The organism is Pseudomonas sp. CCI4.2 (genome assembly GCF_034350045.1).
Taxonomy (GTDB): Bacteria; Pseudomonadota; Gammaproteobacteria; order Pseudomonadales; family Pseudomonadaceae; genus Aquipseudomonas.
The window spans coordinates 5,548,237-5,565,001 of the sequence record NZ_CP133781.1 but is presented as its reverse complement, the minus strand read 5'-3'; the positions used below and the strand labels follow the sequence as shown (position 1 = coordinate 5,565,001).

The window sequence follows — 16,765 nt, the reverse complement described above, 5'->3', positions numbered from 1 at the left end:
ACAGGGGCCACTCCAACAATTACAATCGTCTCTTATGGTGAATCAGCCCGTCACATTGCAGATAATCTTGAATTATTTTTTTATGAGACAGATTATATACCTGAATTAATTTGTGTAACTCAGTTACATCCACTCGATATAAGTTTGATTGAGAAATCAGTCAATAGAACAGGAAACGTTCTTATTGTTGAAGATGGATCTATCAGTTTTGGATTTGGCTCGGAAATTTTGAGTACGTTGGTGGAAAATAAGGTGCAACTGGATTTTGCACTGCGAGTGGGAGCGGAGCCTGTTCCCATACCGTCAATAATTTCTCTTGAATTAGAAATACTTCCAACCATAAATCGTGTCATTAATTTAGTAAACTCTCATAGAAGTAGAGGCGCTCAATGATTGAAGTATTTGTTCCTAGGGAAAATGTTAACGATGAGTCGGTGACTATACTTTCCGTAAAATTCAAGTCATCTACTAAAGTTAAAAAAGGCGACAGTATTTTTGAAATTGAGACTACAAAAACGAATGTTGAGATTGACGCTCCAGCGGATGGTCTAATTCACCATGAAATTTCCGTTGGGGATACTGTCTTGGTTGGATCTTTACTTTGCCGACTGGATGATGGGAAGAATAATCCGATAATTGTATTAAACACACCTAACGTTGAAGTTGACCCGTTACAAAATAACAATGCCAAACTTTCTAAAGCCGCAATTAAACGTGCCGACGAGTTGGGTGTAGATACATCTGTATTTAAAAACGGGCTAATTTCTGTTTCCGATATTGAAAGACAGGCATTAGTTGTTAGTGGTCAGACAATATTACATCCATTAAAACATATAAAGCGACTTAATAATAAGATAGTGATTCTTGGTGGCGGTGGGCATGCCAAGATGTGCATTGATATATTGCTGCAACGAAACGAATATCAAATTGTTGGAATCGTCGATTCTCAAAAGGCTATTGGAACTATTGTTTGTGGTATTAAAGTCATTGGAGATGATACGATTTTAGAAAAGCTATGGAGCGAGGGCGTATCTTGTGCAGTTAATGGAATCGGATCCGTCTCAAATCCTGTTGTACGTAAAGTACTTTATGCAAAGTTAAAAAATATTGGTTACTATCTTCCTAATTTAGTTCATCCTTCAGCAGTCATTGAGCCGTCAGTAAAGTTAGGAGAAGGGAATCAGGTAATGATGGGCGCTTGTGTTGGTAGTGATGTTGTTATTGGTGATAATTGCATTGTTAATTCTGGTTCGATTATCTCCCACGACTGTATACTTGAGAGCAACTCTCATGTTGCACCTGGTGCCGTCTTGGCGGGGAGTGTAATTGTTGGAGATACTGCCGTTGTTGGAATGGGAGTTACTGTTTATATGGGGGTCAATATTGGTAGGGGGTCTATCATAAATAATGGATTAAATATTTTTAGGAATATTAATCCAAATGAAGTTGTTAAGTCATAGAAAATCAATATAAGCAAATTCAAATAGTATCGAAGATTTTTTAAATTTTATTTGTATTGACTTTGTAATAATTGTCTAATAAAAATAGACAATTCACAAAATTAAGGCTGTTGGACCTCTGCAAGTAACACGTGATCTATACAGGCGGGATCAAATGACGATTTGCAGATTGTGTAACTCTTGATTTTAAAATTCCGACATCGCTCAATCACAGTTACTCGGATGTGTTCGTAGTGGTTTCACAAAAGTTATACATAAGGAAAACGGTTATGCAACCTGTTGTTTTAATTGACTATTCTATTGGTGTAATTTGAGCGGTATTGATCTTTCGGTCTGTCTTTGTCGGGATACTGGGTTGACAAGTAAATATAGCCTTATTTACGCTGTAAGCGTCCTGTTCTGTCCTGTCCTGTAGTTTTGTCTTGATATTTTATTTTTGCGTTTGGTGGTCAGTATTACTCCGTCCTGTCGGATCCTAGTACCATTTACTTCTGCACGTTGCATGACAGTAGGGTTAATAAACGGGTAATAGCTCGCCCCGTATTGAAGACCGGTATTGCCCGTATTGTCACAGAACCTTTGTATATCCTGGGCAAACCGGATGGAGTCCGGGCTGGCACCGCCGATGATATCGAATAGGCAAAGCGCTGTTTGCATCTCCTGCGCCTGCAACAACATGGCTTGCATCAAACGGCGGATATCGACTTCACCCATCTGTTCGGTGGTGACACTTAACAATTGGCGCCCTTTCTGAACTCGCCCTCAGCGCCAAATGCCGAGGTCGTTACCCTTCTTGGTATGATTCAAGCACCGCCGACTCACCGAGTTCATTGTGCTTACCTTCCAGCAAGAACAAGCTAAATCGGGCTGAGCCATTGCGCTTTGATCAAACTCGGCACTGCGTTGTCGCGCAGCAAACGCAAGCCCGCTCCGACATCGTAGGGATGAATAACCGGCAATATCGAAGGTGTTTGCGTCCGAGGTGACCTCTGACATGAGCCTGTCAATGCTGATCGGCCAGGTCACGTCGCCACAGACGGCGTTTATAACGGGGTGTGCTGGCACGCGTTAGTTAATGCCACAGTTACCAAACAGCCGCTAATAAAATCAGCGGCTGTTTCCGTAAGCCTTCAGCAGGCTAGTGGACCCACTTCATGCCCATCAATTTCAGCGCCTTTACCAATTCACGGGTACTGTCGAAACGTCGTCCGCTGACGTAAGGCCACTTAGGTCTTTCAAGATAGTAATGTCCGCCTTCGGAATGAATCACGGTGAAAACAAGGGTATTGCTTGAACTGCGGTGTATTAATGTCAGTTGCTGTCCAGACCTGCTGAGGGTGAACATTCCCGCCTTGGTCAATCGACTGGCGGCGGAGTCCAGCGGCGTAACGCTGATGCCTAGTTCCACCTGCAGCCTTAGGTCACTTTTAACAAACCCGGTTTCACTCCCGAAGCCAATAGGTATGTTTTTGCCGGGATCAATTTCGATACCGCTGGATTGACCTTCGTCAACATCTTCAATTCGCAGGCTGATAGCTCCCTCTAATTCGCTGATCCCTGGCACCCCTTTATAATTACTGGCATGGCTACTGCCGACTAAAGCGATCCATTTTGTTGCGCCCCTGGCGGTTTTATCCGCATCAATAACGGTTCGCGCGAAATAATTCATGACCTTTTGCCGGAGCAAGCCGTCTTGATCAGGCATCCCAGCTAGCCTGTAACTCGCCATGCAGTCTAGTGCCCGGACGCGAATATGATTTTCGTTGGCTACCTTGACCACTGCTAGAAAAGTATATTGGCCGCTGGGATCGGTGCGGTGCCCAGTATCAAGGTCTTTGAGATACCGCTCGAGGCCTTTAGGCATACTCCCGGTTCGGGAAAACGTATCGAGGTCAACTTGATGGAAGTCGGTAAGAAGATGTTCCATATAGAGTGTTTTAACTTTCAGTTTGGCCAGTTGCGGCATGTTTTCGATCAGCAATTGTTTACTGCCGATGCTGGCGTGGCTTTCTCCGATCACTAGGCCAGCGCTTTTCTGGAAGATCTTTTTTATCCTGTATGTGCCCACGGTCGTGGGGTCCATTACGGGTATTTCCGGTTTGAGTGGAACGTTCGGGTGTGCATAAAACGCTGAGGCGTCTTCAAGTAAGCGCGTTCGGATGGCCCTGAAGTTGACGTAGGGATCATGCCAAGTCGGATCCAGGCTTTGACGTTCGCCACTGAGCACTTTGTTGTCCGCACCCCCGGCAGCGATTTTTAGGTCAGCTTTCTCTGAGTCCCAAACCTCGTATGAACTGACAAAGGGCTCGGCCTCAATCGCCGCCTCGGTTGCCTGGCCCCAAGGTAGCCTGCCAAATACCTTGCCGCCGCCTTTAAGCCCATTGCCAACGGACGGCTCCCATCCGCCGAGCTCATTCAGCCGAACAGGTAAATTGCGATAAAACGAGTAGGGCTGAGCGGGATCAACCACCACCCAGCTTTTTAACTCGTCGACATAGCGCACTCTGTAGGCGACGTCACTTATGGATATATAGGTTTCGCCTTTATCGAGTACGCAGACGCCGCGCATTCGGCCTTCTCCCGTTGGTGCAAAGTCTTCCAGTAAGGTGTTGGTTTCGAACGGCGCCAACAGCGCATCGGTTGAGACGGGATAAACCGGTCCGGGTGCTATCGCTACAACATCGGCGACCAATCCACGGTAGTCGATAGGCTCGAATGAGGCGTCCTCTTCTTCGGGAATGGCTTGCTCCAACGCCGCTTCGCGTTCTGCCGGCTCCGCTTCCAGTCCCGCCAGAAAGGGTGCGTTGAACAACGCATCCACGCTGCTGAGGATGGCACCGACGACTCCGGCCTTGCGTTCAGCAGTTGTGTGACCGTTTACCGCTTGATCGATGTTCATGCCAGTGTTCGTCAAGCCTGCACCTACTGCCACTAACGCAACCGGCCAATCCAATGTGGCCATCCCACTGGCGACCCGCGAGAAGTTACTGAGAAAGCCGATCCACATCTGTTTCCTGAGATCGGCATTGGAGTGCAGGGAAACGTATGCGTCATCAGCCATCCGGTTTTTTGCAGCGTCGCGCATCCAGTTGAAAGCATCGCCGGTGATACCGTGGTCATTTCGGTTGATCAGGCTTGGGCCGGGTGCGCCCCACTGGCTGAATACCAGGTCGATCAGGTGATTCAAACCCACGGCGCTGTCGGTTTGCAGGTGGCTGGACAAGGGGAAGTGCGCCATGAACTCGGCGCGGTTCGGCGCTCGGCTGGTTTGCGACATGACCCACCAGTGCAGATCGTCGGGGTTTTCAAACACATGAAACGCATCCATATCCCCCGGCACATAGAGCAATTGCCTGCCAGACGCGTCAACAATGCGCAGGATATTGCTGGAGACAATACCGGCGATATCAAAGGTACAGACCCGCAGATTCGCGGCGGAGGGGCTTGCTGACCTGAGTTGTTCCAGACTGACCGGCCAGGTAACGCTGCCGCAGGTCGCCTTGACGACCGTGTTGAAATTTCTTTCAGATAACCAACCGCTGTCTCGCTCCTCCAGCGCCTTGGCGAGGAAATTGGCTTTGGCCATGGTACGGAAGTCGTCAGCGTAGTCTTGCCAAAAGTCATTCAGCTTCGCCGTATAGCGAGCGCTGAAATCGATTTGCCAGAGGTCGCTCAGCACGTTGGCGGGCAGTATCCTGATTTCGTTTGTTTCATTGAAAACCTGGGCCGACGGCCCCGCAGTGTAGAAGCCTCCAGTCACCTGGAGATCAAGGACATCATCTTGGTCATGGGCGTAGAACCGGCGCATGACCAGTTGCGGCAGTGTCAGAGACTCAACGGGTGGGTCGAAGTGCTGCCAACCGTTAAATGTTCGTGGGCTGCTGACGGAAGTGGTAAAGCGGTGCCAGTAAACCTGATCGGGTTCGATATCAAATCCGACGTGCTTTTCCAGAATTTCTTTTGCGGCGTCCCGTGCCATTTGCAGCATGTCCGGGCATGCCCAGACCAATCGTTGGCCCATGCTGTTTAGCGCTAACTGGACAGCGCTGGCAATGGATGATGGTTGAGAGGTTTCAGTTGAGGGCATCGCTATTCATTCATCAAAAAGTAGAACCTAAGCGTGATTGTTTTTTTTATCGGTTTTGCACTAATCATTTATCGGGTTTGAAAAACCTATAAAACGGGGGGCTAGTCGCCATAGCAACAGGCAAAAGGTCGCTGCGTTTTGCCTGGCGCGTGACGCGGTGTATCGTGTTGCCGTTTTCCACGCCGTGGCATTTGATCGCGATGTTCCACTGCCATGTGATTGACCACATGGAAACCGGGCTTATGGCCGCAATTGAGGTGTCCTGATGAGGCAGCCACAGATTATTGATCGCAGTCAGGATCAGCACTTTATGCGCGAAGCGCTGGCGCTCGCCGCCCAAGGTGGGGTGCTGGGCGAAGTGCCGGTGGGGGCGGTGGTGGTGCAAAACGGCGAAATCATTGGTCGCGGCTTTAACTGCCCGATCAGTGGCCATGACCCGAGCGCCCATGCGGAAATGGTCGCGATCCGGGCGGCGGCGCAGGCGTTGGGTAATTATCGGCTGTCTGGCAGCACGCTCTATGTCACCCTTGAACCGTGCAGCATGTGCGCCGGGCTGATCGTGCATTCACGCATCGCGCGAGTGGTGTATGGCGCGCTCGAGCCCAAGGCCGGTATCGTGCAGAGCCAAGGGCAATTCTTTACTCAAGGGTTTCTTAACCATCGAGTGCTGGTTGAGGGCGGTGTACTGGCCGAAGAGTGCGGGACGATGTTGAGTGATTTTTTCAAGGCGAGGCGGGTCAAGGGCTGAATCCCCCAGAGGTTCGTCACAATCTGGGGTGTAGGAGCGCACTTGCCCGCGATAGATCGCGTAGCGGTCCCTATAGGTTGGCGCGGTTCTAACTGAAAGTATGAGTCGTTGAATTTACGCCTGCTGCGCAGCCGATCGCGGGCAAGCGCGCTCCCACGGAAAAATCCGAAACTACCTGTGACAGGGATTTATAGGTTACAGCGCAGGATTTTCTTCGGTCGGTTTGGTCTTGTCGACACCCGGTACATGCAGGTTGCCCTCGGCCACTTGGCTACCTTCGAGCTGTGGCTGAGTCACCCAAGTGAGGATGTCGTAGTAGCGGCGGATGTTCGCGACAAAAGTCACCGGTTCGCCACCACGGGCGTAGCCGTAGCGGGTTTTGCTGAACCACTTCTTTTGCGCCAGACGCGGCAGCATTTTCTTCACGTCCAGCCATTTATTAGGGTCCAGCCCTTCGGCTTCTGCCATTTTTCGCGCATCGTCCAGATGCCCGCTGCCAACGTTGTAAGCGGCCAGGGCCAACCACGTTCGATCGGGCTCTTCAATCTTGTCATCGAGCTGATCTTTCATGGAGGCAAAATATTTTGCCCCGCCTTCGATGCTTTGCTTGGCGTCCAGCCGATTGACCACGCCCATGGCTTGCGCCGTGTTTTGGGTCAGCATCATCAAACCGCGCACACCGGTTTTCGACGTCACCTCGGGTTGCCACAGAGACTCTTGGTAACCGATGGCCGCAAGTAGTCGCCAGTCCACCTGTTCTTGCTTGGCCGAGGTTTTGAAGTGTTTTTCGTAGCGCGGCAAGCGCTCTTGAAGGTGTTGCGCGAAGGTGTAGGCACCAACATAACCCAGCACGTCCACGTGCCCGTAATAACGGTCTTTCAGGCGTTGAAGCGTGCCGTTCTTCTCTACCTTGTCGAGAAACTTGTTGATCTCGTTCAGCAGGCTGTTGTCTTCACCCGGCGCAACCGCCCAACGCTGATCGCGACCCTCGCCCAAATCGAAGCCCACCCGCACGTTTGGGAAGTACACCTGATTCATTGCCAATTCATTCGAATCGACCAAAGTCAGATCAATTTGTCCCTCATCGACCATTCGTAGTAGGTCAACGACTTCAACTGCGTCGGACTCTTCGTATTCCAGTGCAGGCATTTGCAGTTTCAAGGCCGCCAATTGCTCGGCGTGGCTGCTGCCCTTGAGCACCATGATTTTTTTTCCGATCAAATCAGCAGTCGTTGAGGGGCGCGATTGACCGTTGCGGTAAATAATCTGCGGGGTGACTTGCAGGTAAGGGTGGGAAAAGCGCACCTGCAATTTGCGTGAATCCGTCGCCACCAAACCGGCGGCGGCCAGTACCGGACCGCCGGGTTTGTGTAATTGATCATACAAATCGTCGATGTTGTCAGCTGTCTCGATCTTCAGTGTGACGCCGAGATCTTCGGCGAAACGCTTGACTAACTCGTATTCAAAACCGGTTTCGCCGTTGCGATCCTGGAAATAAGTAGCCGGACTGTTACGAGTTACGACGCGCAAAACGCCATCCTCCTTGACTCGCTCCAATGTGTTGGGTTTATCAACACAGGCGCCGAGCATCAGGAAGAGTCCGGTTGCGATGAGCCATTTGGCACACAGCGGGCGGAAAGCGGGATGGGAAAACATCGGTGCAGTATACGCAAAGGACCCTCGGCACCATATCTCGACAGAGAAGGCCATGTCTGATAAGGCGAAGCGTTATTCGGGGCGCCGACATTCGGCGATGCCAGGCGGAACCGTTTTGGGTGCCGAAAGAGGCGGTTTAGGCTAGAATGCACGGCCTCAAAGCACACCCCTTCCCGAGGCTGTCCCGAAGATGTTGATCCTGCGCGGTGCTCCTGCCCTTTCTGCCTTCCGCCACAGCAAATTACTTGCGCAACTGGAACTCAAAGTTCCAGCTGTCAGTGGCTTGTACGCCGAATTCGCCCACTTCGCTGAGGTCGCTGGCGTTCTTAGTGATGAAGAACAGCAGGTGCTCGCCCGCCTTCTGAAATACGGCCCGAGCGTGCCGGTTCAAGAACCGGGCGGCCGGCTGTTTTTGGTGTTGCCACGGTTCGGCACTATTTCGCCATGGTCGAGCAAGGCCAGCGACATCGCCCGCAATTGCGGTCTCGCGAAAATCAAGCGCCTTGAGCGTGGGATCGCCTTCTATGTCGAAGGCCAGTTCAGCGACGCCCAAGCCGAGTTGATCGCCCACTGCCTGCATGACCGCATGACTCAACTGGTGTTGGGTTCGCTGGAACAGGCTGCCGGTCTGTTTAGCCACGCCGAACCCAAGCCGCTCACGGCCATTGATGTGTTGGGTGGCGGTCGCGCCGCGCTGGAAGTTGCCAACGTCCAACTGGGCCTGGCCCTGGCTGACGACGAAATCGATTATTTGGTGGCGAGCTTCGCTGCGCTGGGCCGAAACCCCCACGACATCGAACTGATGATGTTCGCTCAGGCCAACTCCGAGCATTGCCGTCACAAGATCTTCAATGCCAGCTGGGACATCGACGGCGAGAATCAGGAAAAAAGCCTGTTCGGCATGATCAAGAACACCTTCCAGATGCATGGCGAAGGTGTGTTGTCTGCGTATAAAGATAACGCCGCCGTCATCGCTGGCCCGGTTGCCGGACGCTTCTTCCCGAATCCCGAGACCCGCCAGTACGGTGCGGTTCAGGAACCGGTGCACATCCTGATGAAGGTGGAGACCCATAACCACCCAACAGCCATTGCGCCGTTCCCCGGTGCTGCCACCGGTTCGGGTGGTGAAATCCGCGACGAAGGTGCGACCGGTCGTGGCGCCAAGCCGAAAGCCGGTCTGACCGGTTTTACCGTGTCCAACTTACAAATTCCCGGGTTCGTACAGCCTTGGGAGCTGCCGTACGGAAAACCCGAGCGCATCGTCACCGCGTTGGACATCATGTTGGAAGGCCCATTGGGCGGTGCCGCATTCAACAACGAGTTTGGGCGCCCGGCACTCACCGGTTATTTCCGTACATTCGAACAATCAATCAGCACCCCCCACGGTGATGAAGTTCGTGGTTACCACAAACCGATCATGTTGGCCGGTGGTATGGGCAACATTCGTGACGAACACGTCCAGAAAGCCGAAATCGTGGTCGGCTCCAAGCTGATCGTGCTCGGTGGCCCGGCCATGTTGATCGGCCTCGGCGGCGGTGCAGCCTCGTCGATGGCCACCGGCACCAGTTCGGCAGATCTGGATTTCGCTTCCGTTCAGCGTGAAAACCCTGAGATGGAGCGCCGTTGTCAGGAAGTGATCGACCGTTGCTGGCAGTTGGGTGAAGACAACCCTATCAGCTTCATCCACGACGTCGGCGCCGGCGGTTTATCCAACGCCTTCCCGGAACTGGTGAACGACGGTGAGCGCGGCGGTCGTTTCGAGCTGCGCAGCATTCCGAATGACGAGCCGGGCATGGCCCCGCTGGAAATCTGGAGCAACGAATCCCAGGAGCGCTACGTGATGGCGGTGGGCGCGGCGGATTTCGAGCGCTTCAAAGCCATCTGCGAACGTGAGCGTTGCCCGTTTGCCGTTGTCGGTGAAGCCACTGCTGAGCCGCAACTGACCGTCACCGACAGCCATTTCGGCAACAGCCCGGTGGACATGCCGCTGGAAGTATTGCTGGGCAAAGCACCGCGCATGCACCGCTCAGCTGTTCGCGAAGAGGCGCTGGGCGATGATTTCGACCCAAGCACGCTGGACATCGAAGACTGTGTGACACGGGTTCTGCACCACCCGGCTGTTGCCAGCAAAAGTTTCCTGATCACCATCGGTGACCGTTCTATCACCGGCCTGGTTGCTCGCGATCAAATGGTGGGCCCGTGGCAAGTGCCGGTGGCTGACTGCGCCGTGACCGCCACCAGTTTTGATGTTGAAACCGGCGAAGCCATGGCCATGGGCGAACGTACGCCGTTGGCACTGCTGGATGCCCCGGCGTCTGGCCGGATGGCCATTGGCGAAACCCTGACCAACATCGTCGCGTCGCGCATCGCCAAAATTTCCGACATCAAATTGTCGGCCAACTGGATGTCAGCGGCCGGTCACCCCGGCGAAGACGCCCGTTTGTACGACACCGTCAGGGCGGTCGGCATGGAATTGTGCCCGGAATTGGGGATAACCATTCCAGTGGGCAAGGACTCCATGTCCATGAAAACCCAGTGGCGCGATGAAGATACGGACAAGAGCGTGACGTCGCCGCTGTCATTGATCGTCACCGGCTTTGCGCCAGTGACCGACATTCGCAAAACCATGACCCCCGAACTGCGCATGGACAAGGGCGAAACCGACCTTGTCCTGATCGACCTGGGCCGTGGTCAAAACCGCATGGGCGCATCGATTCTCGCGCAGACCCACGGCAAGCTCGGGCGTATTGCGCCGGACGTGGATGACGCCGAAGACCTCAAAGCTTTTTTTGCCGTGATCCAGGGCCTCAACGCCGACGGTCACGTGCTGGCCTACCATGACCGTTCCGACGGCGGGCTGTTGGTCACTGCTCTTGAAATGGCCTTCGCCGGTCATTGTGGTTTGAATCTGTTCCTTGATGGATTGGCTGACAGCTCGGCCGATCTGGCCGCGATCCTGTTCAACGAAGAACTCGGTGCCGTGATTCAGGTTCGTCAGGACGATACCCCGGATGTACTCGCACAATTCAGCGCGGCCGGTTTTGGCGAATGTGTGTCGGTCATCGGCCAACCGGTGAACAACGACGAAGTGGCCATCAGCTTCAACGGTGATCCGGTGTTTGGCGGTCAGCGTCGCTTGCTGCAACGCCAGTGGGCTGAAACCAGCTACCAAATCCAGCGTTTGCGTGACAACGTTGAATGCGCTGAACAAGAGTTCGACGTGCTGTTGGAAGAAGATAACCCTGGCCTTAGCGTCAAGGTTGGGTTCGATGTAAACGACGACATCAGCGCGCCATACATCAAGAAGAACATTCGCCCACAAGTCGCCGTTCTGCGTGAGCAGGGCGTCAACGGTCAGGTTGAGATGGCGGCTGCGTTTGATCGCGCGGGCTTCAACGCCATCGACGTACACATGAGCGATATCCTCGCCGGTCGCGTGGATCTGAATGAGTACAAAGGTCTGGTGGCATGCGGTGGTTTTTCCTACGGCGACGTACTGGGAGCGGGGGAGGGCTGGGCCAAATCGGCTTTGTTCAATACCCGTGCACGGGATGCGTTCCAGGGCTTCTTCGAGCGTGAGGACAGCTTCACCCTCGGCGTGTGCAACGGTTGCCAGATGTTGTCCAACCTGCGGGAATTGATTCCGGGCAGCGAGTTCTGGCCGCACTTCGTGCGTAACCGTTCCGAGCAGTTCGAAGCACGGGTCGCGATGGTCCAAGTGCAGGATTCGCCTTCGATCTTCTTGCAGGGCATGGCCGGTTCGCGCATGCCGATCGCCATTGCCCACGGTGAAGGCCATGCCGAGTTTGCCAGCGACGACGCGCTGCTCGAAGCCGATGTGTCTGGCTGCGTAGCGATTCGCTTCGTCGACAACCACGGTAAGGTGACAGAAAAGTACCCGGCCAACCCGAACGGCTCGCCACGCGGTATTGGCGGCATGACCACCCGCGACGGTCGCGTCACCATCCTGATGCCGCACCCTGAGCGGGTATTTCGCGCAGTGCAGAACTCATGGCGTCCCGATGAGTGGAACGAAGACGCTGCCTGGATGCGCATCTTCCGTAATGCACGGGTGTGGGTGAACTGAGGCCAGCGTCTACCATGTACAAGCTCAGCTTTTTTGTTCCGCCGAGTCATGTGGATGTGGTCAAAAGTGCTGTATTCGCCGCCGGTGCGGGGCGGATCGGCGCTTACGATCACTGCTCATGGCAAGTGCTCGGTCAAGGCCAGTTCCGCCCATTGGACGGCAGCCAGCCGTTTATTGGAGGCACCGGAGAGATCGAGCACGTGCAGGAATGGAAAGTCGAACTGGTCGTGGCAGACGGCTTGATCGCCCAGGTGGTGGCGGCCCTGAAACAGAGCCATCCCTACGAAACGCCGGCGTATGAAGTGTGGCGATTGGCTGATTTCTAAATCAGCGCAGAAGCTCGTCGCGGTTTTGGTTTTCTGTGGGAGCGAATTCATTCGCGAAGCAGGCGACGCGGTTTGTCTGATGCACCGTGGCGTGACCTTCCCGAATAAACTCGGTCCCACAGGGTTTCAGCGATCCCCTCATCGCGGCGTTAAACCCTGCGCCAACATCGGCTGTATCGCCTCGCTCAACCCTTGTGCTCGCTCACCGACCAGCACATGCCACACGCCATCTTCCAGACGACTCAATCCCAAACAACCCAGTGCGTTCAAGCCGTTTTCGGCCATTTTCTGACCTGCGCCCAATTGAACGCGTAGCCGGGTGAGGGCGACGCACTCCAGTTTCAATACGTGTTGACCACCCAGCGCCGCGAGCCATTGTTGCGCTTCTAGGCTACTCACCGGTTGTGCCTGGTTTTCGGTACTGACGGCAATGATTGCGGCCGGCTCAAGGGTGGTGGGCAACGCAATTCGCAATTCATCCGCCAGACTGTCCGCCATCGGCCCGACTACCACTTGCAAGCTGCCCGCATTGCCAGGTCGAACGACAGCCATAGCGCCCAGGGCTTTGAGTTCGCTGTCGATGGCCTTGCTGCGGTCTGCCAGTTGCAGGCGTAAACGCGTGGTGCAGGCATCGATGCTCAGTAGGTTAGCCGCGCCCCCTAATGCACGAATATAGGCGCCGGCGCGTTCGCTTTGGGGTATTGCGACGTCCCCGCTGCTCGCCAGTTGTTCGCGCCCTGGGGTTTTCAAATTGAAGCGCCGAATGCAGTAGTCGAACACCAAGTAGTACACCACCGCATACAGCAGCCCCAGCGGAAAAATCATCCAACCATTGGTCGACTTGCCCCAGCCCAGCGCCAGGTCGATGGCGCCGCCGGAAAAGGTGAATCCCAAGTGGATATTGAGCAGATCGGCCAACATCATCGACAACCCGGTCAACAGCGCGTGAATCAGATACAGCAAAGGCGCGAGAAACATAAAGGCAAATTCTATCGGCTCGGTAACGCCGGTCAAAAACGAGGTGAGGGCCATCGACAACAACACCCCACCAATCAACTTACGTTGGTCAGACAAGGCATTTCGGTACATCGCCAAACAAGCCGCCGGCAGGCCGAACATCATCATCGGAAACATGCCGGTCATAAACTGCCCCCCATTGGGGTCGCCCGCAAAGTAGCGTGCCAGGTCACCCGTTACTACGCGCCCGGTTTCCGGGTCGGTGAAGGTTCCGAAAACGAACCACACCAAGTTATTCAGGATGTGGTGCAGGCCGGTAATAATCAGCAACCTATTCATGACACCGAAGGCAAAGGCACCCACGCTGCCGCTTTCCAGCATCATTTTACCGAGGCTGTTGATGCCCTCTTGTAACGGCGGCCAGATCAGCCCGAATATCATGCCGAGCACCACGGCGGTTAACCCGGTAGCTATGGGCACGAAGCGCCTTGCGCCGAAAAATGCCAGGTACTCCGGGAGTTTGATGTCCTTGAAACGGTTATACAGCGCCCCTGCGACCAGACCGCTGATGATCCCGGCCAAAATACCCATGTCGATATTCGGGTCCAGCACCTTGAGGGCTGAGACCATCACCAGATAACCAATGGCACCGGCCAACCCCGCCGTGCCGTTGTTGTCGCGGGCGAAACCCACGGCGATGCCGATGGCGAAAATCAGCGCCAGGTTGGCGAAGATCGCATTACCGGCGGCATGGACGATGGCGATGTTCAGCAGGTCGGTATCACCGAGGCGGAGCAATAGGCCGGCGATGGGCAAAATGGCGATGGGTAACATCAAGGCACGGCCAAGCCGCTGTAACCCTTCGATCAAGTGCTGGTACATGGCGGTTCCCCTTGTTGTTGTTGTTGTTGTTGCACAAAAGCGTGGGGCATCGAGTGTCGCTGACACGCCTGACGTACTGCCTGCGCGCTATTCAAGCCGAGCAACGATTGGCTCCAGCGCTGACATTCAGCCATGTTCAATTCACGCACACGTGCCTTGATTTCTCCTATCAAGGGTGGGCTGACCGACAGCTCGCGCACACCCAGGCCAATCAACGCCGCCGTCGCCAGTGGATCGGACGCCAACGCGCCGCACACACCGACCCAACGCTGATGCCGCGCAGCACCAACACAGGTCATTGCAATCAGGCGCAGCAGCGCGGGATGCAGGGCATCGACCCGTGCCGCAAGCCCCGCATGGTCCCGGTCCATGGCCAAGGTGTATTGAGAAAGGTCATTAGTGCCGATAGACAAAAAGTCCGCGTGTTCAGCCAGTTGCTCGGCCAGCAGAGCAGCGGAAGGCACTTCGATCATGACCCCGAGTTGTGCACGGTGTTTGATCCCCAACTCGGCGCTCAACACCTCCAGGCGCTGACGAATGTTCAGCAACTCATCCACTTCGCTGACCATGGGCAGCAGGATTCGGCACCGCTGCTGCGGGCTGACCCGCAGCAAGGCGCGCAATTGTTGGTCGAGAAGTTCTGGACGCAACTGACCGAGGCGAATACCGCGCAAACCCAACACCGGGTTGGCTTCGGCGGGCAGTGGTAGATACGCCAATTGCTTGTCGCCTCCGACGTCAATCGTACGGATGACCACTGGCTTATCGCCCATGGCATCCAGCACGCCCTGATAGGCCGTCCATTGTTCGTGTTCATCGGGCGCCGTGTTGCGATCAACAAACAAAAATTCGGTGCGCAACAAACCCACACCGTCAGCACCCGCCGCGTGAGCCTCAGCAGCATCACCCCGGGAGGCAACGTTGGCGGCCACTTCAATGGTCACGCCATCCAGGGTCATGGCAGGCACATGGGCGTATTGCTGCTGAGTGCGTCGTTGCTGCACTTGGGATTGGTGGTGCTCGATGACGTGATGCAGGCGTTGGGCGCTGGGTGTCAGTTCCAATTGGCCTTGGTCGGCATTGAGGACGACGGTCTTACCCGATTGCTGATCCAGCAACGCAGATCCCAAGGCCACCACGCAGGGCAAGCCTTTGCCCCGCGCCAGAATAGCCACGTGTGAGGTGGCGCCACCTGCGGCCATGCACAGGCCTGCCACAGCATGCTGGCTGAGCATCAGCAAATCCGACGGCGTCAGTTCGTGGGCGACGACGATGGCACCGATGGGAATATCAAGTCGTCGGGCATCACCGAGAAGGGCGCGCAACACCCGTTGGCGCAAGTCGCGAAGGTCGTTGGCGCGCTCGGCCAACAACGGTTTACCCAATGCCTGTAACACGTCGCATTGAGCAAGCAGGGCTTGGCTCCAGGCATGGGTCGCTGCGCAGCCTTGGTCGATGGCGAGTTTGGCGGCATCCAGTAGCCCTGGGTCTTCCAACAGTGCCAAATGAGTGGAGAAAATCGCGGCTTCTTCGTCTTCACCGCGCTGCTCGGCACTGTGCAACGTGCATTGAATATCAGCGCTCACCTGCTGCAGCGCAGTGTGCAGCGCGTGGTGCTGCACACTGGCAACCTGCTGACCCGGCTCGTCCGGCAAATGAACCGCATGCAACCGGAACAACGGACCACTGACCAGTCCAGGCGAGGCGCAGACGCCCTGTAATACGCCTTCCTCAACCGTTGCGTTCAGCGTCACGACCGGGGCTGATGGTCGCCGTGGTTGTTCATGGGCCGACGGGATGGACAAAGCCTTGATCAGTGCCAGCAGCGCGGCCTCACTGTCTTCACCCAGACAGACCACTTCAACTTCATCCTGCTCGGCGATCCCCAATCCCATGAGCCCGACCAGGCTGTTTGATGAGCTGCTTTGCCCGGCGAAATGCAATTCGCTCTGGCTGACAAAACCTTGGGCGGTCTGACGCACCAATGCTGCCGGACGCGCGTGCAAGCCGCCGCTGTGGGCGACACGAACCCGGCCGCGAGCTGGCTCAATGGTAGAACTGTGGCTCGAGTCGAGGGCTGTTTGCGACTGCACTGCGCTGACGTGCAGCAGCGGTTGGCCTACCGTGATCGATGACACACCGGCGACTGGTATCGACCTGAAACGGTCACCGTTAATCAATACCAAGGTGCTGATCAGGCTGGTGGCATGCTGCGCGATGCGGTCGAGGTCCAAACGCAGCAGCGCCTGACCTTCCTCGACGCGTTCGCCTTGCTCCACCAGCACGGTAAAACCTTCACCGGCGAGGGCAACGGTGTCGAGGCCGACGTGCAGTAAAAATTCGGCACCATTGTCCGCACGTAACGTCACGGCATGCAGGGTGCGGGCGATATGCACAACGACCCCGGCACACGGCGCGTAAAGGCATTCGTTGGTTGGGTCAATCGCAATGCCCTCGCCCAAGGCGCCGCTGGCGAACACCGGGTCGGGGACCTGTGACAGTGGCATCACCGGTCCGCTGAGGGGCGCGCTGAGAATCAAATCCTTGTTGTTATGCATGGCG

General features: G+C 55.1%; 10 protein-coding genes and 1 pseudogene. 6 read left to right on the top strand and 5 right to left on the bottom strand.

Annotation, left to right across the window (positions count from 1 at the left end):
• The coding region (locus RHM65_RS25250) for a transketolase C-terminal domain-containing protein (RefSeq protein WP_322184138.1) at positions 1–393 on the top strand (393 nt) is incomplete at its 5' end.
• A complete protein-coding gene (locus RHM65_RS25245; protein ID WP_322167984.1) occupies positions 390–1,460 on the top strand; it encodes a NeuD/PglB/VioB family sugar acetyltransferase in 1,071 nt (356 codons plus the stop codon). The genes RHM65_RS25250 and RHM65_RS25245, both read left to right, overlap by 4 nt.
• A gap of 378 nt (positions 1,461–1,838) precedes the next feature.
• Here the strand turns inward: RHM65_RS25245 and RHM65_RS25240 are convergent, their stop codons facing one another.
• Positions 1,839–2,198 carry a hypothetical protein gene (locus RHM65_RS25240; RefSeq protein ID WP_322167985.1) on the bottom strand — a complete coding sequence of 120 codons (360 nt, stop codon included), beginning with the start codon at positions 2,196–2,198 and terminating at the stop codon, positions 1,839–1,841.
• A gap of 400 nt (positions 2,199–2,598) precedes the next feature.
• Positions 2,599–5,547, bottom strand: coding sequence for a membrane-targeted effector domain-containing toxin (locus tag RHM65_RS25235; protein WP_322167986.1), 2,949 nt, complete (start codon positions 5,545–5,547; stop codon positions 2,599–2,601).
• 200 nt (positions 5,548–5,747) lie between these two features.
• Here RHM65_RS25235 and RHM65_RS25575 point away from each other — a divergent pair.
• Positions 5,748–5,813: pseudogene (locus RHM65_RS25575) on the top strand (multicopper oxidase domain-containing protein); the annotation flags it as partial.
• Positions 5,813–6,295 (top strand): tRNA adenosine(34) deaminase TadA, encoded by a 483-nt coding sequence (gene tadA / locus RHM65_RS25230; RefSeq protein ID WP_322167987.1) that lies wholly within the window; start codon positions 5,813–5,815, stop codon positions 6,293–6,295. The pseudogene RHM65_RS25575 and the gene tadA, both read left to right, overlap by 1 nt.
• A gap of 195 nt (positions 6,296–6,490) precedes the next feature.
• Here tadA and mltF read toward each other — a convergent pair whose 3' ends face one another.
• Entirely contained in the window at positions 6,491–7,951 is a 1,461-nt protein-coding gene (gene mltF, locus RHM65_RS25225) for a membrane-bound lytic murein transglycosylase MltF (protein WP_322167988.1), read from the bottom strand.
• A 190-nt stretch (positions 7,952–8,141) separates the two neighbouring features.
• Between mltF and purL the strand changes: the two genes are divergently transcribed.
• Positions 8,142–12,038 carry a phosphoribosylformylglycinamidine synthase gene (gene purL, locus RHM65_RS25220; RefSeq protein ID WP_322167989.1) on the top strand — a complete coding sequence of 1,299 codons (3,897 nt, stop codon included), beginning with the start codon at positions 8,142–8,144 and terminating at the stop codon, positions 12,036–12,038.
• A gap of 14 nt (positions 12,039–12,052) precedes the next feature.
• Positions 12,053–12,364, top strand: coding sequence for a YqfO family protein (locus RHM65_RS25215; protein ID WP_322167990.1), 312 nt, complete (start codon positions 12,053–12,055; stop codon positions 12,362–12,364).
• Positions 12,365–12,502: 138 nt separating this feature from the next.
• Here RHM65_RS25215 and nagE read toward each other — a convergent pair whose 3' ends face one another.
• Together nagE and ptsP are read right to left on the bottom strand one after the other, a co-directional pair.
• Positions 12,503–14,203: an N-acetylglucosamine-specific PTS transporter subunit IIBC gene (gene nagE / locus RHM65_RS25210; protein ID WP_322167991.1), complete on the bottom strand. Its 1,701-nt coding sequence runs from the start codon at positions 14,201–14,203 to the stop codon at positions 12,503–12,505.
• Positions 14,188–16,761: a phosphoenolpyruvate--protein phosphotransferase gene (ptsP, locus tag RHM65_RS25205; protein ID WP_322184135.1), complete on the bottom strand. Its 2,574-nt coding sequence runs from the start codon at positions 16,759–16,761 to the stop codon at positions 14,188–14,190. The genes nagE and ptsP overlap by 16 nt, the downstream gene beginning before the upstream one ends.
• Positions 16,762–16,765 lie beyond the last annotated feature (4 nt).

Excerpts from the sequence above, each read along its gene's own strand:
- RHM65_RS25245 (WP_322167984.1), top strand. The coding sequence starts at position 390 with ATGATTGAAGTATTTGTTCCTAGGGAAAATGTTAACGATGAGTCGGTG.
- RHM65_RS25215 (WP_322167990.1), top strand. The coding sequence starts at position 12,053 with ATGTACAAGCTCAGCTTTTTTGTTCCGCCGAGTCATGTGGATGTGGTC.
- tadA (WP_322167987.1), top strand. The coding sequence starts at position 5,813 with ATGAGGCAGCCACAGATTATTGATCGCAGTCAGGATCAGCACTTTATG.
- RHM65_RS25235 (WP_322167986.1), bottom strand. The coding sequence starts at position 5,547 with ATGCCCTCAACTGAAACCTCTCAACCATCATCCATTGCCAGCGCTGTC.
- nagE (WP_322167991.1), bottom strand. The coding sequence starts at position 14,203 with ATGTACCAGCACTTGATCGAAGGGTTACAGCGGCTTGGCCGTGCCTTG.
- purL (WP_322167989.1), top strand. The coding sequence starts at position 8,142 with ATGTTGATCCTGCGCGGTGCTCCTGCCCTTTCTGCCTTCCGCCACAGC.
- ptsP (WP_322184135.1), bottom strand. The coding sequence starts at position 16,761 with ATGCATAACAACAAGGATTTGATTCTCAGCGCGCCCCTCAGCGGACCG.
- mltF (WP_322167988.1), bottom strand. The coding sequence starts at position 7,951 with ATGTTTTCCCATCCCGCTTTCCGCCCGCTGTGTGCCAAATGGCTCATC.